The sequence below is a fragment of the Aureisphaera sp. genome (assembly GCF_059726885.1).
On record NZ_AP041051.1, the window covers coordinates 1,906,423 to 1,923,208 of the forward strand.

General features: G+C 40.8%; 11 protein-coding genes. 4 read left to right on the forward strand and 7 right to left on the reverse strand.

Annotated features, from left to right (window positions below; genetic code table 11):
• The first annotated feature begins 10 nt into the window (after positions 1-10).
• Positions 11-1,339 carry a RagB/SusD family nutrient uptake outer membrane protein gene (locus AC6JAD_RS08360; protein WP_461304785.1) on the forward strand — a complete coding sequence of 443 codons (1,329 nt, stop codon included), beginning with the start codon at positions 11-13 and terminating at the stop codon, positions 1,337-1,339.
• A 51-nt stretch (positions 1,340-1,390) separates the two neighbouring features.
• Here AC6JAD_RS08360 and AC6JAD_RS08365 read toward each other — a convergent pair whose 3' ends face one another.
• From AC6JAD_RS08365 to AC6JAD_RS08380, 4 genes are read right to left on the reverse strand one after another with little or no spacing between them, the layout of a single operon-like run.
• The gene (locus AC6JAD_RS08365; RefSeq protein ID WP_461304786.1) at positions 1,391-4,900 is read right to left on the reverse strand and encodes an efflux RND transporter permease subunit; all 3,510 of its coding nucleotides are present in this window, start codon (positions 4,898-4,900) and stop codon (positions 1,391-1,393) included.
• A 3-nt stretch (positions 4,901-4,903) separates the two neighbouring features.
• Positions 4,904-6,079, reverse strand: coding sequence for an efflux RND transporter periplasmic adaptor subunit (locus tag AC6JAD_RS08370; protein WP_461304787.1), 1,176 nt, complete (start codon positions 6,077-6,079; stop codon positions 4,904-4,906).
• A gap of 23 nt (positions 6,080-6,102) precedes the next feature.
• Positions 6,103-7,449, reverse strand: a complete 1,347-nt coding sequence (locus AC6JAD_RS08375) for a TolC family protein (RefSeq protein ID WP_461304788.1) — start codon at positions 7,447-7,449, stop codon at positions 6,103-6,105.
• Positions 7,449-8,054 carry a TetR/AcrR family transcriptional regulator gene (locus tag AC6JAD_RS08380; protein ID WP_461304789.1) on the reverse strand — a complete coding sequence of 202 codons (606 nt, stop codon included), beginning with the start codon at positions 8,052-8,054 and terminating at the stop codon, positions 7,449-7,451. The genes AC6JAD_RS08375 and AC6JAD_RS08380 overlap by 1 nt, the downstream gene beginning before the upstream one ends.
• Positions 8,055-8,219: 165 nt before the next feature.
• Here AC6JAD_RS08380 and AC6JAD_RS08385 point away from each other — a divergent pair, with 165 nt between their 5' ends.
• A complete protein-coding gene (locus tag AC6JAD_RS08385; protein ID WP_461304790.1) occupies positions 8,220-9,188 on the forward strand; it encodes a polyprenyl synthetase family protein in 969 nt (322 codons plus the stop codon).
• On the opposite strand, the gene AC6JAD_RS08390 is transcribed toward AC6JAD_RS08385, so the two are convergent.
• Positions 9,185-9,718 (reverse strand): alpha-ketoglutarate decarboxylase, encoded by a 534-nt coding sequence (locus tag AC6JAD_RS08390; RefSeq protein ID WP_461304791.1) that lies wholly within the window; start codon positions 9,716-9,718, stop codon positions 9,185-9,187. The two genes, AC6JAD_RS08385 and AC6JAD_RS08390, sit on opposite strands and share 4 nt — an antisense overlap.
• 114 nt (positions 9,719-9,832) lie before the next feature.
• On the opposite strand from AC6JAD_RS08390, the gene AC6JAD_RS08395 reads away from it, so the two are divergent.
• Positions 9,833-12,577 carry a 2-oxoglutarate dehydrogenase E1 component gene (locus AC6JAD_RS08395; protein ID WP_461304854.1) on the forward strand — a complete coding sequence of 915 codons (2,745 nt, stop codon included), beginning with the start codon at positions 9,833-9,835 and terminating at the stop codon, positions 12,575-12,577.
• A gap of 25 nt (positions 12,578-12,602) precedes the next feature.
• Positions 12,603-13,811 (forward strand): 2-oxoglutarate dehydrogenase complex dihydrolipoyllysine-residue succinyltransferase, encoded by a 1,209-nt coding sequence (gene odhB / locus AC6JAD_RS08400; protein WP_497866276.1) that lies wholly within the window; start codon positions 12,603-12,605, stop codon positions 13,809-13,811.
• 282 nt (positions 13,812-14,093) lie between these two features.
• Here odhB and AC6JAD_RS08405 read toward each other — a convergent pair whose 3' ends face one another.
• Entirely contained in the window at positions 14,094-14,726 is a 633-nt protein-coding gene (locus AC6JAD_RS08405; protein WP_461304793.1) for a response regulator, read from the reverse strand.
• Positions 14,723-16,744 (reverse strand): tetratricopeptide repeat-containing sensor histidine kinase, encoded by a 2,022-nt coding sequence (locus AC6JAD_RS08410; protein ID WP_461304794.1) that lies wholly within the window; start codon positions 16,742-16,744, stop codon positions 14,723-14,725. Before AC6JAD_RS08410 ends, AC6JAD_RS08405 begins: the two co-directional genes overlap by 4 nt.
• Positions 16,745-16,786: the final 42 nt, after the last annotated feature.

Here is a 16,786-nt window from a genome sequence, read left to right on the forward strand (position 1 = left end):
AAAATTGAATATGAAAAATATAGTTAGAAATATAACATTATTTGGGATGGCGGCTGCGACAATGCTTGTAACGTCTTGTACCTTTGACGAGGTAGTAGATCCCAATGGGCCAAGTGCGGACGGTGTACAATCTGAAGCATCTATCGGTCAGTTAAATGAATTGGTGGTGGGTGTTGAATCCTCTGCTAGAAACGGTGTTGCTATCGAAACCACTGCAAGTGGAACCATGGCAAGAGAGCTGTATCTTTTCGATGCGGATCCTCGTAATACGGGAGACCTGCTTGGAAAGAATGGAATTGGATTAGACAATAACTCCTTCTATAGCACAGCGCAGTGGAATGGTAGTTACCGTTGTATTAAGAATGCAAACCTTCTAATTAGTGCGGCTACTAATACAAGTGCCATTACTAATGGAGAGAGAAACGGATATATAGGTTTTGCTAAAACCATTATCGCCTATGAATTGATCCAGATGGCTAAGTCTTATGGACAGGCTAGGGTAGATGTGGCTGATGAGGAAAACCTTGGTCCTATCGTTGGTGAGGCTGAAGTTTTGGCTGCAGCTCGCGCTATGTTGAACGAAGCAAATAGTGAACTTAACAGTGGAACTTTCTTGTTCTCTTTAAGTGCTGGTTTTGCTGGCTTCGATACAGCAGGTTCTTTCGGTCAGTTTAACCGTGGGGTAGCTGCAATGGCTGCAGTATATGCGGGTGACGGTCCTGGTGCACTAAGTGCGTTAGGAAATTCTCACTTCAACCTTAACGGAGATTTGTCTAACGGACCGAAGCACCTATTTGCTCCAGGAGGAAATGATGCGTTGAACGGATTGTTCAAGTTGCCGTCTACTTCTGTAGAAGATCAAAACAATGGTGATCAGATTATCGTTCATGATAGTTGGATTAACGATGCGGAGGCAGGAGATACTCGTGTAGCTACTAAAGCGGCTCCAAGACCAGATCCTTCAGCTTCTTTGGATGATCTAACAGGTACTCACGAAACTCGTTTGTATGCTTCCAGTACAGATTTCATCGACTTCCTAAGAAATGAGGAGTTGATCCTTCTTTACGTAGAAGCAAGTATCTTGGCTGGAAACCTAGGAAATGCGGAAAATGGAATCAATGTGATCCGTAATTCTGCAGGTCTTGCTAATTACAGTGGAGCTAATTCTGCAGCAGCTTTAACAACTGAGATGTTGAACCAGAGACGTTATTCTTTATGGTGTGAAAACCACAGAATGTATGATTTACGTCGTTATGGTCTATCTAGCACATTGCCAATAGATAGAGCGGGAGATCAGGTATTTAATCAATTACCAGTACCATTAGCAGAAAACAACTAATCATTGTTTCTTATATAAAAAAAGCCCTTCCATTTCGGAAGGGCTTTTCTTTTAGGCAGCTGCCTTATAATCTATTTCCTTTTCTTCTGGTTTAGACCGAAGGCCTCGTATCCAGATCTTAATTCTATAAATAATAAAGAATAAGGTAGGCACAATGATAAGTGTTAGGAAGGTGGCGATGATCAGTCCATAGATTACTGCCCATGCCAAAGGTCCCCAGAAAATAACATTATCACCTCCTAAGTAGAATTTAGGGTCGAATGAGGAGAACAAACTGAAGAAATCGATATTCACCCCAATAGCCAACGGAATCAATCCAAGAACTGTGGTAATTGCTGTTAGGATAACAGGACGTAAACGTGCCCTACCACCTTTTATGATGATATCTTTTACCTGATCCTTTGTTAACAAGGCATTATCCGGTAAATCAAGCTCCACAATCTTTCGGTCAATGAGCAATTGGGTGTAGTCTAATAATACCACCCCATTGTTTACCACAATTCCAGCAAGGGATATGATCCCCATCATGGTCATCATGATAACGAAGGACGCACCGGTCGCTAAAATTCCACCAAATACCCCAATGAAGCTCAAGAAAATAGCAATCATTATAATGGTTGGTTTGGAAATGGAACTAAATTGGAAAATTAAAATCAAAAAGATGAGCCCTAGTCCTGCAAAGAAGGCACCCATTAAAAATTCCATTTGTTTGGTTTGCTCTTCAATTTGCCCTGTATAATCAATCTCCACGCTATTCGGTTTACCGTCAAAGCTGAGCATTTCATTCTGAATCTGGCTTACAATAGCAGCGGCATCTGTATATCCCGGAGCTAGAGCCGAATATACCGTTACAACCCGTTTGTTGTCCCTGTGCTTAATGGCGCTAAAGGAAGAGGTGTTCTTTTGTGAGGCTACAGCCGAAATAGGCACCTCCTTAATCTGTCCACTTGCCTGATCACGGAAGGTAATGTTCTGATTGAATAAAGCAGAAGCATCGTAGCGTTCATTTTCATCAAAACGAACATAGATATCATAATCCTCTCCATCTTTCTTGTAAACCCCAGCTTTTTCACCAAATAAGGAACGACGCAATTGGTTCCCTACCATGCCGGCTGGCACACCAAGCTCTCCAGACTTTTCACGATCTATAGCTACTTGCATCGAGGGCTTTCCTTTGTTTACATCAATTTTCAATTCATCAATTCCCGCAATGTTTTTGGAGTTGATGAAGTTTCTCATCTTTTCAGCAGTGGCAATAAGTTCCTCGTAATTGTCGCCTTCCAATTCAATATTAATTGGATACCCCGCTGGAGGTCCTACTGCATCCTTTTCAACCGAAATTGCGACCCCTGGATAAATTCCTTTTAATGCTTCCTGAACACGTTTCCGCAACACTTCACTATCTTTTCCTTTACGGAACTTATATTCACGCATGGTAGCCGTAATTTTGGCTCTGTGAGGCATTTCTGCACTACTTCCACCGTCAGTTTGTGGGTTTCCAGCTCCTTCACCTACCTGAGATACTGCCGACTCTACCAAAAAGTTATACTCCGCATCCTCTAGGTATTCATTATTGTTCACTTCTTGATAAACCCGCTGTTCAATTTCCTTGGTAATAGCATTGGTCTTATCTATATCCGTACCCTCGGGATATTCTATATATACGATAATCTGGTTAGGGGTGTTATCTGGGAAGAATTCTATCCCAGTTCTCTTGGCACCAACCGAAGCTCCAAAACCTACAAATGTTAGGATCAACAATGTGAAAATTCCAATCACAAAAAGCACAGGTCTAGGCCCGCCTAATGCCCAAGTCAGGAATCGCTGATAGGAGCTCTCTACCCTTGACAAAATTCGTGTTTGGAAAAAAGTGGCCGCTTTCTTAAGGCCGTAACGGTAGATCCAAAACATGATCGCCACGAAAATTACCAAAGTCCCTAGCCCTTTAACAGCGCCACCAATGATCATCATAAAGATCCCAATGGGAACCATTATTAATGATAAACGAATAAGTTGCTTTCGCGTTAACACTTTTTCACTAACATCCATAAAACGCGATACAAGCATCGAGTTTATGAAGATGGCGACAAAGAGTGAGGATCCCAATACGACCGATAATGTGATCGGGAAGTAAATCATAAATTCTCCCATAACCCCGGGCCACATTCCAAGTGGTACAAAGGCAGCTACCGTAGTAAGGGTAGATATAATAATAGGAAAGGCAATTTCCCCAATACCTTTTTTGGCAGCTTGAATGCGGGACATACCTTCTTCATCCATTAATCGATACACATTTTCGACCACCACAATACCATTATCTACAAGCATTCCCAGTCCCATAATCAAGGCGAATAGGATCATAGTGTTCATGGTGTATCCCATGGCGCTAAGAATCATAAAACTCATGAACATGGACATAGGAATCGCGAAACCAACAAAAAGTGCATTTCTAAACCCTAAGAAGAACATAAGAACCCCGACAACCAAAATGATTCCAAAGATGATATTGTTTACCAAATCGCTTACCTGGTTATTAGTCTTTGCAGATTGGTCATTTGCTTTGGTAATGGTAAGGTCTGGAGGGAGTACAGTAGCAGCTTCTTCCAAAATATTATCAATCTTTTCGACAGCCTCAATCATATTTTCACCAGACCGCTTCTTCACATCGAGCATCACAACACTTTCCCCTTTTTCACGGGCATAGGTGGTTTTATCTTCTTCTTCGAAACGTACTTGAGCGATATCCTTAAGGTATACCGCATCCCCTTTCTCACTTTTTACCACAAAACTCCTAAGCTCTGTAGGTTCATCTATTTCCCCTAGAATACGAATGGTACGTCTTTGTCCACTGGAAATTAAATTTCCTGCAGACATAGTCATGTTTTCATTGCGAATGGAGTTGATGACATCATCGAAACTCACTTTGGCTGCCATCATTTTATAGATGTCTACAGCGACTTCTACTTCTTTTTCTTGCGCACCTCGAATGTCGGCCGCCTTTATTTCCCCTAGATCTTCAATTTCATCCTGGAGATATTCTGCATATTCCTTTAGCTTGTCTACCGGATAATCACCAGATATATTAATGTTAAGGATGGGCATTTCTTCAGAAAGACTCAGGTCGAATACATTGGGTTCTACCTTGGCTCCATTAAAAGTAGGCCAGTCTTCATTTGCCGTTTCACTATCTACTTCATCCTTCACTTTCTGCTTGGCTTGCTCTACGGTAATGTCTTCATTAAACTCTACCGTGATGATACCGTAATCTTCCTGCGAAGTGGATAGGATCTCTACCACATTAGAGACACTTCTCAATTTATCCTCTAAAGGATCTATAATAAGTCGTTCTACATCTTCGGCCGTGTTTCCTGGATAAGGAACCGAAATATAGATTTTAGTTTCGTTTATTTCGGGGAAGTTTTCCCTAGGCATGGTAAAATATGCTACCAATCCCAGTACAAAAAAGATGGTAACCATCACCCAAATTACTGTTGAGTTATCTATGGCCCAACTGGAAAGCTTAAATTCCTTGTCTACTTGCTTTTTCTTCTTCGCACTCATAGGTTATAGCTTTAAAATTTGTACTTCCTGACCGTCTTTTACACTTCGGGCTCCTTCAATAATAATGTGGTCGCCATTATCTAATCCCGATAGTACTTCAATTTCGTCCCCTTGGGTTTTGCCAGTGGTAATAAATTTTCGCAGAGCCAATGAATTACCCGAAGTGCCAGTGGAATCTTTGGCAACGGTATACACATATTGTTGTCCCTCGGCATTTTCGGAAATCACATTTAGTGGAACCAAAATGGCATTTTCATTGGTGTAGTCGTTAATTCTAACCTTAGCAGTTAGGTTGGGTTTTACGCTTCCCCCTTTGTTAGGAACATCAACCTCAATAGAGAATGAGCGGTTATTTGGATTGATATAATTTCCAGTTTGTCTCACCTTAGAATCGATGCGCTCACCAATCATAGGGATTTCTACTGTTACATCCTTTCCTTCTGAAACTGTGGAAAGATATCGCTCGGGTACACTAGCTTTCACATACATGTCCTTTAGGTTCACAATCCTGAAAACACCCTGCCCTGGGGCCACCACTGTACCTTGATCTGTTATAACATCATCTATTACTCCAGAGAATGGCGCACGTATGGCTGTTTTGGCCAATTGACTTTTCAATTGATCTACTGCATTTTGCGCTGATTCATAATTGGTCTTGGCCTGAAGGTATTGTATTTCACTTCCAATTTTCTGTTGCCAAAGACGTTCTTGTCGATCAAAAGTGGTCTTCGCCAATTGTGCTTGTACCTCTAATTGACTCACTTGACTGCCTAATCCGCCATCGTCAATCCTAGCCAAGGTCTGTCCCTTGCTAACCCGATCTCCTTCCTTTACGAAAACCCTAGTAAGCGTTCCTTGGTATTCGGGATACACAATTACATTTTGCTTGGTTTCCACATTTCCCTGTATTTCAATAAAGTGCTTAAATAGGGTATCCGAAACCGTATGTGTGGTTACCAAAGCTGCATTGTTGCTTTTGTCCAGTTTTTTAATTTCGGCATCCAATTGCTTCAACTGCTCTTGGATTTCCGTTTGTTTTTCTTTTACCTCTGCACGACGGGCTTGAATGGCTTCCAAATTCCCTTCGTCAATAAGGCTTTCTATAGATTTTTTACCTTGATTTCCTCCACACGAGGCCAAGGTAATAGCTGCGATTAGTAAAAGGACGAGTTTTTTCATGTTAGTGACTTTTATCATTCGGATTAGTTTCTTAGTTGTGGGGTGTTTAATACGGTTTCCAGTTCTGCTTTGCTGTTGATGAGGTCGAGCATGGACTGAAAATATTGTTGTTGTGCTGTGTATAATTGAAGCTGTGCTTGCCGTAGCTCAAAACTAGTGGCAATTCCTTCTGTGAACTTTATCTGGTTTTTTGTTTCGATCCGTTCTGCCAAATTCAGGTTTTTCTTGGCGTTGTTGTACTTGTCGATACTAAACTGATAATTGTTTTTAGCGGTGTCATGCTCAAGCTTTATGGTCTGCATGGTTTCTTCAAGATCCGTTTCGGCTTGTTCCAGGGCTATTTTGGCTCTCTGCGTTTTCGCACTTCTCATGCCGCTACTAAATATTGGAATACTCATATTGACACCTAGAACCGAGGATTGAAACCAAGGCTGGCTGCTATTCAGTAAATCGAATTCGTTACTAAAGGCTTGTGTGCCATAGTTAACAAAAGCGTTCAAGCTTGGAAGCGCCCGACTTTTTTCCAGTTTCATTTCCAGCGAGCGTTGCTCTGTTAGATTGAATGCGATCTTATAGTCCACATTCTCCTCCATACTGAGCGCTTGCTGCATAAAACTAAGTTGGATATTCTGTTGGGCCAACATATCCAAATCCTCTGTGAGGAAAGTTGGGGTAGCAATGTCTATTCCTAAGGCTACATTGAACATTTGCTTCGCAATTGCTAAGGTGCGTTCTGTATTTTGAATATTAATTTCAAGATCCAATAAGGTAATTTCCAATTGCTCTACATCTTCTTCTTCCGCTAATCCATTTTCATAGATCTTGCGGGTTTCAAAAAGATTCTTCTCTACCGCAACTTTGTTTTTTTCAAAAATTTCAAGGAGTTCTTCTGCCAATAGGACACTTCCATAGGCATTGATAACCCCTTTTCTTACCTCCAAACGGGTCTTCTCGTTGGCATTTTCCGAAAAATCGAGAAAGGCTCGAGCCGCCTGAAGGCCTACCAAGTAACTTCCGTCAAAAATGAGTTGGTTTAATGTGGCCGTGGCGCTTGCATTGTGTTGAGTACCAAAAATAACTGGGGTAAATGTACCAGCTTCACCGCCTGTAATTTCGGCAGGAATCAAGGTTACCGGTTGTTTTAGTTGATTTTGATAACTAACCTCGGCACTTATTTGAGGTAGTCCAGTTGCTGTTGTTTCCCATTTCTGCTTAATGGCTTTAGCAATATCCTTACGCGCGTTTATAGCTGTGTAGTTACTGTCTAAAGCAAATGAAATGGCTTCTTCCAAGGAAAAACGATAATCGTTTTGAGCTTGCAACTGAAATCCTATGAGGACTATGAGTATTAGGCTGAACTTCTTGATCATTATTGTTGGTTTGAGTGTATAATTTTGTTTAATATTTCCCTTCCTTTCGGAGTTACGATCCCTCGTAAATGGTATTCTAGGAACATGCCATAGAGTTCGGAAGGATCGAACATGGATGTAGGGAATAAGTCGTCGTCCTTAATGCCTGAAACACCTACGAAATAAATACGTGAGACAAACTGAACGTCAATGTTTTCCCTGAAAAGCCCTTGGTCCAATCCACGATTCAGATTGTCTACCACACATTCCTGCATATAGTTGAACTGGCGCTTTTTTACGGAATCATGAATCTTGGGGTAGTACTTTCGTAACTGATACCATGGAGAGGATTTTTCATTTCTCATGTGGTGCATTACCAATTTCTTGATCTCGTAGATTTCCTCTATGGGATTCAATTTCAAATCACAAATACAATCGATACCGTGTGAGACCTCTTCAAAAAGATTGTCTACAACTACTGCAACTATAGCTTCCTTATTCGCAAAATGACTGTATATGGTCTTTTTGGATATTGCCATGGACTGGGCAATATCATCCATTGTAATACTTTTAAATCCTTGATTTAAAAATAGATCCGTGGAGGTTTGTACTATTTGATTTTTCATAAAAGTGGGACAAAAGTAGTTTGGAAACTTTAGAAACAAAAAAAGTTTCCAAGGTTTTTACAATTATTTAACAATTAGTTTTCATTGAGTTACCATTTGTCCATTTTATCATTTCTTTGGCGATCGTTTCTTTTTCATGCCGTATTTTAGCGGGAAATTTTGTGCATGGAATTATTGAAATCCTACCAAGAATCCCTTACTGAACGCCTTCAAAATGTTGTAAATCAGGGAGAACCAGCTCAATTATATGATCCTATTAAATACATACTTAAGCTGGGAGGTAAGCGCCTCCGACCTACTTTGACCCTTTTAACTGCAGATTTTTTTGGTGGAAGTATGGATAAGGCCATGGATGCTGCATTGGCCGTAGAGCTGTTTCATAATTTCTCTTTAATACATGACGATATTATGGACAATGCCCCACTGAGAAGGGGCCATGAGACCGTTCATGAAAAATGGGATGTAAATACGGGAATACTAAGTGGTGACGCCATGCTCATTTTGGCATATCGTCTTTTCGAGGGATATGAGCCGCCCATGTTTCAGGAATTGGCAAAGCTTTTCAGCAAAACGGCTATAGAGGTGTGCGAGGGTCAACAATATGATGTAGATTTTGAGGAACGAGACGATGTAACCATTGCCGAATATATTCGAATGATCGATTATAAAACAGCTGTCCTTGTTGGCGCAGCTATGAAAATGGGGGCTATTGTTGCCAACGCTTCTCCAAGTTGCCAAGAAGGTATTTACGAGTTTGGAAGAAATCTCGGTATAGCCTTTCAGTTGCAGGACGATTACCTGGATGCTTTTGGGGACCCAAAGAATTTTGGGAAGCAAGTAGGTGGGGATATCATAGCCAACAAAAAGACATTCCTATACCTTAAAGCATTGGAAGGCACTTCCGATGGCAATGCCTTAAGAAATCTATTCAGTATAACCCCAAAAGACCCTAGCGACAAGATTGAAACGGTTAAGAATATATACGTAGGCTCTGGAGCGGCAAAAGCTACGGAGGATGAAATTGAACGCTATACCCAAAAAGCCAATACGGTATTGGATGGAATTGATCTTTCCGATGAGAAGAAAGAAAGACTAAGGTTGTTTGGTGCTTGGTTAATGAATCGCTCCGTTTAGAAATAGACCCTTACAAAAGGAGCCCAGGGATCTGCATAAATACTTCGTTCGTCATCGTATAATACATCAAAGCGAATTCCAAAAGTGATGTTATTGCTTCTAAAGCCAGCACCCACGAAAAGTGCAGGATACCAATAATTCTCATCTTCAAAATTTAGATCATCCTCGTAATTTCTGCTCACATTGAGTTCTTCGAATTCGGCAGATAATTGAATTTCGGGAATGACGTTGAACAATGTAAGGATGCTTCCACCCACAATAACCGATCTATAAAAATTCTTTTCACTCGTGTAGGTGCCGTTTAGGCCCATTCCGACCGCAAATTGATCGTTTACTTCATAAATGGCACTGGGGGCTAGCGTTCCGCTGAAGAACCCATTGCCCAAACTCATTCCAATTCCTCCCCCAAAACGAACGTTGGACCAAAATGCTGAACGAGTAGATTGAGACTCTTGCGCTGAGACAGAAAAGACTGTAAACAGTCCTAATGCCAGACAAAAGTAACCGGTTAAAAACGAAGACTTTTTCATGAAATTAGAGCTAAAAAAAGAATACCTTATAAATATACAAATATGAGAAGTGGATTTCTGGATTTGTTGTATTTTTGTAACGTTTTACTAAAAGCGGCCCTTTTTATTCCTATTATGGATAGATTTTCTTTTCTAAATGCGGTTCACCCAGAATATTTAGCAGATCTCTACGATAAGTACCTTCAATTTCCGGATAGTATAGAACCCAGCTGGCGTTCTTTCTTTCAGGGATTTGATTTTGGTATCGAAAACGGATCGCTGGAAGCACTCGGTATTGAGGGTGGTGGGGTTATTCCCGAGAATGTACTGAAAGAGTTTCAGGTTATCAAACTGATAGACGGGTATAGAACCCGAGGTCATCTGTTTACAAAGACCAACCCAGTTCGTGCAAGGAGAAAATATGCTCCTACACTGGAATTGACAAATTTTCAACTTTCAGAAAGCGATTTAGATTCACAATTTGAAGCAGGTTCTATTTTAGGATTGGGTAAAACCAGCCTTCGTCAAATTGTTAGGCATTTGGAAGCTATTTATTGCGATGCCATCGGGATAGAATATATGTACATCAGGAATCCTGAAGAACGTACATGGATCCAAAATTGGTTGAACAAAAATGATAACCATCCAAGCTATTCTTCGGATGAGAAGAAATACCTTCTAAAGAAATTAAATGAAGCCTTGTCTTTCGAGACATTTTTGCATTCGAAGTATGTTGGACAGAAACGTTTTTCGGTAGAAGGTGTAGATGCTATTATTCCTGGATTGGATACCCTTATTGAAATGGGTGCCGAAAAGGGAATCGAACAGTTTGTGGTTGGGATGGCCCACCGTGGCCGATTGAATGTGCTGGCAAATATATTCGGTAAATCACCGGAAGCAATTTTTAGTGAGTTCGATAGTAAGGAGTATGATGAAGCCGAACTTTTTGATGGTGATGTAAAGTACCATATGGGCTGGACGAGTTTCCGTGAAACAGGTAAGGGTAAAAAAGTCCGAATGGATTTAGCCCCAAACCCTTCGCACCTTGAAACAGTAAATGCTGTGGTGGAAGGTATTGCAAGAGCTAAATTAGATAATAAATTAGAGGGGGATGAGAAGAAGATCCTTCCCATTTTAATACATGGAGATGCTGCTGTGGCAGGCCAGGGAGTAGTATACGAGGTTGTGCAGATGGCGCAATTGGACGGATACCGAACTGGAGGTACCATACATGTGGTTGCCAATAATCAAGTAGGTTTTACAACCAATTATTTGGATGCCCGCTCTTCTACCTATTGTACCGATGTGGGTAAAGTGACACTTTCGCCGGTACTTCACGTAAATGCAGATGATGTTGAAGCCGTATGCCATGCATTTACTTTTGCATTGGAATTTAGAATGGAGTTTGGACGCGATGTGTTTATCGATGTTCTCGGATATAGAAAATATGGTCATAACGAAGGGGACGAACCCCGCTTTACACAGCCAAAACTGTATAAGGCCATTTCTAAGCACAAAAACCCCCGCGATATATATGCGGAAAGATTGAAAGCCGAAGGGGTTATAGACGATGCCTTCGTAAAGCAGCTGGAAGCAAATTACAAAGGGGAACTGGAAGAAGATTTAGAAGCCTCCCGAAAAAAAGACAAAACGGTTATTACCGAGATATTGGCAGACGATTGGAATGCCTATACACTGGGGAACAAAGAAGATATACTAGCTAAAGCCGATACTTCCTTCGACCTTAAGAAATTGGATAAGCTGGCTTCGGGGATTACCCAACTCCCATCCGATAAAAAATTCATAAGAAAAATTGAGCGCATCGTTGCAGACCGCTATAAGCGTTACCATGACACCAATGAACTGGATTGGGCCATGGGAGAATTGTTGGCGTATGCTTCACTTATGGAGGAAGGTTTCAATGTTAGAATGACGGGTCAGGATGTAGAGAGAGGAACGTTCTCACATAGACATGCGATAATTAAGACGGAAGATGATGCCGAGGAAATAAACCTTCACAATGATTTAGGTGTAGATGGAAAAATGTACATCTACAATTCTTTATTGAGCGAATATGGGGTAGTTGGTTTCGATTATGGGTATGCAATGGCTGCTCCTGAAACACTTACCATCTGGGAAGCACAGTTTGGGGATTTCTCCAACGGTGCCCAGATCATGTTAGATCAATACATTTCAGCTGCAGAGGCCAAGTGGAAAACCCAGAATGGATTGGTGATGCTCCTTCCCCATGGTTATGAAGGCCAAGGTTCTGAGCACTCCAGTGCACGAATGGAGCGTTATCTTCAATTGTGTTCTAGGGATAACATGATAATAGCCGATGTAACGACTCCTGCAAATTTCTTTCACTTGTTAAGGAGACAAATGAAGTGGAATTTCAGAAAACCCCTTATCGTATTCACACCAAAAAGTTTATTGCGCCACCCTAAGGTAGTTTCTACTAAAGAAGAATTGGCTCAGGGTGCTTTTCAAGAGGTAATAGATGACGGACAAGTTGATAAGAAGAAGGTCACTTCGTTGGTGTTCTGTACAGGTAAGTTCTACTATGACCTTCTAGAAAGAAGGGAACAGGAAGGAAGGGAAGATGTAGCTCTTGTTAGAATGGAACAATTGTTCCCCTTGCCAGAGAAGAAACTCGAAGAAATAATAAAAGGGTACCCTAATGCCACCGACTATGTTTGGGCCCAAGAAGAACCCAAGAATATGGGTGCTTGGGGATTCATGCTTATGAATTTTGATCAGGTGAAGTTACGCGTGGCATCAAGGAATGTATATAGTGCACCGGCAGCAGGTAGTAGTACCCGCTCTAAGGCAAGACATAAAGAAGTTATAGACCGTGTTTTTGAAACACCAAAAAATTAATCCTAACTAGGAAAAAACAGAGACTATGTTAGAAATGAAAGTTCCCTCACCGGGAGAATCCATTACCGAAGTAGAGATCGCACAATGGCTTGTGGAAGATGGTGATTATGTAGAAAAGGACCAGGCAATTGCTGAAGTAGATAGCGACAAGGCCACCTTAGAGCTTCCTGCCGAAGCAAGTGGGATTATCACTTTAAAAGCCGAAGAAGGAGATGCTGTTACTGTGGGTGAAGTAGTTTGCCTTATCGATACAGACGCTCCCAAACCAGAAGGAGCGGGATCGGATAAACCAGCTGAAGCCAAAAAAGAAGAGGCGCCTAAAAAGGAAGTAGCGAAGGCCCCAGAGAAAAAATCATATGCCACTGGGACTCCATCTCCCGCTGCAAAGAAAATATTGGATGAAAAAGGCATTGATGCTGCAAGTGTAACAGGTACGGGTCGTGACGGAAGAATCACAAAAGAAGACGCCGTTAATGCTGCACCTTCCATGGGGACACCAGGAAGCGGAAGCAGAGGCAGTGAGCGTAAAAAATTATCCATGCTTCGTAGAAAGGTTGCAGAGCGATTGGTGTCTGCCAAAAATGAAACTGCGATGCTCACCACATTTAACGAAGTGGATATGAGTCCTATTTTTGCACTGCGCAAAGAATACAAGGAAACGTTCAAAGCGAAACATGGGGTTAGTCTTGGTTTTATGTCCTTCTTTACCTTGGCGGTTGTTAGGGCACTTGAGCTTTATCCGGACGTGAACTCTATGATAGATGGGGATTACAAGATAACCTATGATTTTAAGGATATATCTATTGCGGTTTCAGGCCCAAAGGGATTAATGGTTCCAGTAATTCGAAATGCCGAAAACCTTACGTTCAGAGGTGTAGAAGCCGAAGTTAAGCGTTTGGCGATACGAGCTAGGGACGGACAGATAACAGTTGATGAAATGACTGGAGGAACCTTTACTATTTCCAATGGAGGAGTGTTCGGCAGTATGCTGTCTACCCCAATAATCAATCCGCCACAATCTGGAATCTTGGGTATGCACAATATTGTGGAACGCCCTATCGTACGCGATGGTGAGATCGTTATTGCCCCTATCATGTTTGTAGCATTGAGTTACGATCACCGAATTATTGATGGTCGTGAATCTGTTGGATTCTTGGTAGCGGTTAAGGAAGCACTGGAAAATCCAGTAGAGCTACTCATGAACAATGACATAAAACGTGCACTGGAGCTGTAAGCCTTGGCGACCACTTCTTATAAAGTAAAAAAACCAGCCAAAATCGGCTGGTTTTTCTATTTAACTTGGTTAGAAGTTGATAAAATTAACTTGCGTTTATGAAGAAATGTAATTGAAAACATTCAATACAATTATTCCAATGACAAATAATATGATCGAATAGAAAACCCATCTGTTTTCCGTTCCTTTTTTTGCATCTCCAGGATGCACTCCATCTTCCTTTTTCACTTTGTAAAAATGGGTAAATAAATCGTGAAAGTAAATACGTACAAACACGTAAATTTATTGGAGCTTTTCCTGATGCTCCTTGGCCCAAATAAGTAGACTATTGGTTTTGGGTTCCAGTTTTAGTTTTGTAATGATATTACTACGGTGTTTTTCGACCGTTCGGTACGAAATGAAGAGAAGATTGGCAATCTCCTTATTGGTTTTGTCCTTGGCAATGAGTTTCAGGATCTTTTTTTCGGAAGGGGTAAGCATTTGCAATTCCTCATTTTCACCTAAATCTTCCGCTAACAATTCCTTTATCTTAGGGCTAAAATACGCGTTGCCCTCCGAAACCGTTTGAATACAATTTTCAATTTCCTCGAGAGCAAACTCCTTTAGGATATAACCAAAAATCTTTAGGTCCTTGGCCTCCTTGTATAACTCCTTTTCCTTGTGAAAAGTGATAAGTACAATCTTGGTGTCAATTCTATTGCTATGACACTTCTTGGCAATCTCTATCCCAGACATAAATGGCATTTGTATATCCAAAATGGCAATATCCGGGTTTAATCTATTAATGAGGTTAAAGGCTTCACGGCCGTTTTCACCACTACCAATAACATTGTACCCTTTCTCCAACAAAAAGTCGCTAAGACCTTTCAAAAGAAGGGGGTGGTCATCTGCTATGATAATAGACTTATTCTTCATGCAATCGGAAATTGAAATTCAAGAACAGTGCCATGGTTCTTTTTAGAATTAATTTTCATGTGACCTTTCAAGAACTTGGTTCGTTCCAAAAGAGTTTTCAGTCCTAAAGACCTGCGATTTTGGAATTTCTCGGAAAAATCGAAACCAATTCCATTGTCCCTTATCACTAGTTTCACGGTCTGGGGTTCGCGGGTAATAACTACTTTACCAGCTTCCGCTTTCGCATGTTTTAGGATATTGCTCAATGATTCCTGCACAATCCTGTAAAGGTTAACCTCTTGTTTTTTATTGAAGATATTGTCAATATTATCAATTTCCGAAGAAATGAACAAGGTGGTGTTCTCGTCTACCTGATCTATAGTCGTCTCTATGGCTTTGGTAATACCTAGTTCCTGAAGTTGAAACGGATGAAGGTTTCTCGATATTGCCCGTACCTCTTCAATGGCTGTTTCAACCAACACCTTGGTTTCTGGGTCTTCATTTTTTATCACCTTATTTTTTATGAGCAACAATCGTTGCCCCAAGCCATCATGCAAATCTTTAGAGATACGCTTCCGCTCTTCCTCCTGTGAAACCAATAGCTCTTGGCTAAATTTTTCTTGAAGCAACTTCTTGTTGTTGATGCGCATTCTATTTCTATACAGTATAATCATTCCGAATATGGACACCAACAAAATACTTATGTACAAAGATTTTCTTTTCGCAGATTGATTGTCCTTTTCCAATAATTGAATACTGGTATTTTTTTCGATCAACTCATTTTCCTTTTTCTCGGTTTCGTAAAGTGTCTGGTAGTAAGCCAGCGTATTGGAGGTGGTCTTATTGAAAATAGAGTCTTTTATTTCATTGTACTTTTTCTTGCTAGTGAAAGCATTCCTGTAGTCCTGTTTTGCGGCATAAATCTTCGCAAGAAGTTTATGGGAACTCATGATGTCCTCTTCAAACTTCAGTGTTTCTGCAGCTTCCAGTTTTTTACCGGCATGTTGTAATGCAATATTGTATTCCCCTAAGGCGTAATGATAGTTCGCCTTTGCAAAATTATGCATGCTAATATTCACCAAATCACCGGTTCCTGGATCAATGCTCTTTTCAAGCAAGTCCAAATAACCTTTAGATTTTTCCAATTGCCCTTGATCGGCATAGTATTCTACCAAATTGGCGTATACGTATATTTTGTTGGTGTTGTTTACTTTTCCTTCGGGGACAGCGTAGATAGCTTCCTCTGCTTTAAGGAGGTATTCCAGGTATCGTTTTTTGTTCCCCTGTTTTTCATAATCCAGGGCTTGGTTATAATAGGTCGTAACCAGATGGTGTTCCAGATTGAGTTCTTTAATCTTCTCAATATTCTTTTCACGTTCTTCTGCCGCTTTTTGGTAAAAACCATTCATGCTGAACATGGCAGTTACCCCTTGGCGTGCATAATACATATATTCATAATCCTTCAGGGATTCAAAATATTCGTATGACTTTTTGTAGCTCTCGCCGGCAGGTACGAATTTCCCTAGATTGGAATACGCTTGCCCACTAAATAGGTGTGCATCCGCGATATAAATAGAATCTTTGGCACTGTAATTCTCAATGGCATCCTGATAGTCCAAAATGGCCTGTTCCAAATCCAATCTGTAGTTAGCGGCACCTCTTTTTAGGTACAAACTCCCAAGAATGTAAGAATCTTTAATCTTGTATTTTCTTGCTAGGATCCCATCAATTAAGGTTAGAACCTTGTGGGGCTCATTCTTTATGTTGGTAAGGGTGTAGCTAACATTGATTAATTTTCGGGCTGCTGCCTCAATGCTGTCGAGTTCTTTGGCCAAGTCAATATAGTCGAGGCTGTATTTGGAAAAAGTATCGACATCGGTCCTACGGGTCCAAGAAATAATAGAATCCATGGCAGTTAGCTTTTCTGTGGGATCGCTACTGCTATGTATTCGTTTTTTATAGGCTTCAATATCCTGTGCTTGCACTATTGGGCAAATCAGAAATAGAGCCGATACTATAAGTATCTTGAGGCGGGTCAAAACTTGAAATTTTGGAACAATATAAATATAATAAAATAAAGA

Bases quoted from the DNA above. Each gene is read 5' to 3' on its own strand.
- AC6JAD_RS08375 (WP_461304788.1), bottom strand. From the start codon at position 7,449: ATGATCAAGAAGTTCAGCCTAATACTCATAGTCCTCATAGGATTTCAG.
- odhB (WP_497866276.1), top strand. From the start codon at position 12,603: ATGTTAGAAATGAAAGTTCCCTCACCGGGAGAATCCATTACCGAAGTA.
- AC6JAD_RS08365 (WP_461304786.1), bottom strand. From the start codon at position 4,900: ATGAGTGCGAAGAAGAAAAAGCAAGTAGACAAGGAATTTAAGCTTTCC.
- AC6JAD_RS08370 (WP_461304787.1), bottom strand. From the start codon at position 6,079: ATGAAAAAACTCGTCCTTTTACTAATCGCAGCTATTACCTTGGCCTCG.
- AC6JAD_RS08360 (WP_461304785.1), top strand. From the start codon at position 11: ATGAAAAATATAGTTAGAAATATAACATTATTTGGGATGGCGGCTGCG.
- AC6JAD_RS08385 (WP_461304790.1), top strand. From the start codon at position 8,220: ATGGAATTATTGAAATCCTACCAAGAATCCCTTACTGAACGCCTTCAA.
- AC6JAD_RS08405 (WP_461304793.1), bottom strand. From the start codon at position 14,726: ATGAAGAATAAGTCTATTATCATAGCAGATGACCACCCCCTTCTTTTG.
- AC6JAD_RS08390 (WP_461304791.1), bottom strand. From the start codon at position 9,718: ATGAAAAAGTCTTCGTTTTTAACCGGTTACTTTTGTCTGGCATTAGGA.
- AC6JAD_RS08395 (WP_461304854.1), top strand. From the start codon at position 9,833: ATGGATAGATTTTCTTTTCTAAATGCGGTTCACCCAGAATATTTAGCA.
- AC6JAD_RS08380 (WP_461304789.1), bottom strand. From the start codon at position 8,054: ATGAAAAATCAAATAGTACAAACCTCCACGGATCTATTTTTAAATCAA.